This window comes from Chthonomonas sp. (genome assembly GCF_035294505.1).
GTDB lineage: Bacteria > Armatimonadota > Chthonomonadetes > Chthonomonadales > Chthonomonadaceae > Chthonomonas.
Window position 1 is genome coordinate 1 of sequence record NZ_DATGKU010000231.1, and the last position, 1263, is coordinate 1263.

At 56.5% G+C, this 1263-nt stretch carries 2 rRNA genes; both read right to left on the reverse strand.

The features are described from left to right. Positions 1–869, reverse strand: a 23S ribosomal RNA gene (locus VKV18_RS14015); the annotation flags it as partial. Positions 870–1019: 150 nt separating this feature from the next. Further along, positions 1020–1263 (reverse strand): 16S ribosomal RNA (locus VKV18_RS14020); the annotation flags it as partial.

Sequence of the window (1263 nt, forward strand, 5' to 3'; positions counted from 1 at the left end):
TTCGATTGGAATTTCTCCCCTACCCCCAGTTCATCCCCTGGCTTTTCAACGCCAGTGGGTTCGGGCCTCCATGCGGTGTTACCCGCACTTCACCCTGACCAGGGGTAGATCACCCGGTTTCGGGTCGATGACAACAAACTCATTCGCCCTCTTCAGACTCGCTTTCGCTTCGGCTTCGGCTCCTTTGCCTTAACCTCGCTTGTCATCATCACTCGCCGGTTCATTCTACAAAAGGCACGCCGTCACACCTCTCGGTGCCCCGACTGCTTGTAAGCACACGGTTTCAGGTTCTCTTTCACTCCGCTCCCGCGGTTCTTTTCACCTTTCCCTCACGGTACTATCCGCTATCGGTCGCCAAGGAGTATTTAGCCTTAGGAGGTGGTCCTCCCAGATTCCCACGGGATTCCTCGTGTCCCGCAGTACTTGGGGTCTGTTTCACGCTCCCCTGTGCCTTTCGGATACCGGGCTCTCACCGTCTCTGGCCGGCCTTCCCATGCCGTTCTCCTAAACACAAGTTCGCGCTGGCTACCTGCAGCTCGCCTAAACAGCCCCGCTACCCCGTATACGCATCGACTGCAGTCTGTACCACGTATACGGTTTGGGCTCCTCCGCTTTCGCTCGCCACTACTTACGGAATCGCGTTCGCTTTCTCTTCCTCGAGGTACTTAGATGTTTCAGTTCCCTCGGTTGCCTTCATACACCTATGGATTCAGTGCATGACACTAGCGCTTCCCGCTAGTAGGTTCCCCCATTCGGACATCCACGGATCCATGCTCGCGTACAGCTCCCCGTGGCATTTCGGTGTTCGCCCCGTCCTTCTTCGGCTCTTGGCGCCTAGGCATCCTCCGTGCGCTCTTCCTAACTTCACCACTCTACCTGTTCCCATCCTTCGGTTACCAGGTTGCAAGGTCATTTCATATGCAGTTGCCAAGGTCCTTGAGTTCGCCAACAGTTCTTTCGAACCATTCGCTCCCTCAAAACTAAACACACACGCTACGCCTCTTCGCATTTCTCCGTAGAAAGGAGGTGATCCAGCCGCACCTTCCGATACGGCTACCTTGTTACGACTTCACCCCAATCATCCGCCCCACCTTCGGCGGCTGGCTCCCTTGCGGGTTACCTCACCGACTTCGGGTGTTGCCGACTCTCGTGGTGTGACGGGCGGTGTGTACAAGGCCCGGGAACGGATTCACCGCGGCATGCTGATCCGCGATTACTAGCAATTCCGGCTTCATGCAGGCGAGTTGCAGCCTGCAATCCGAA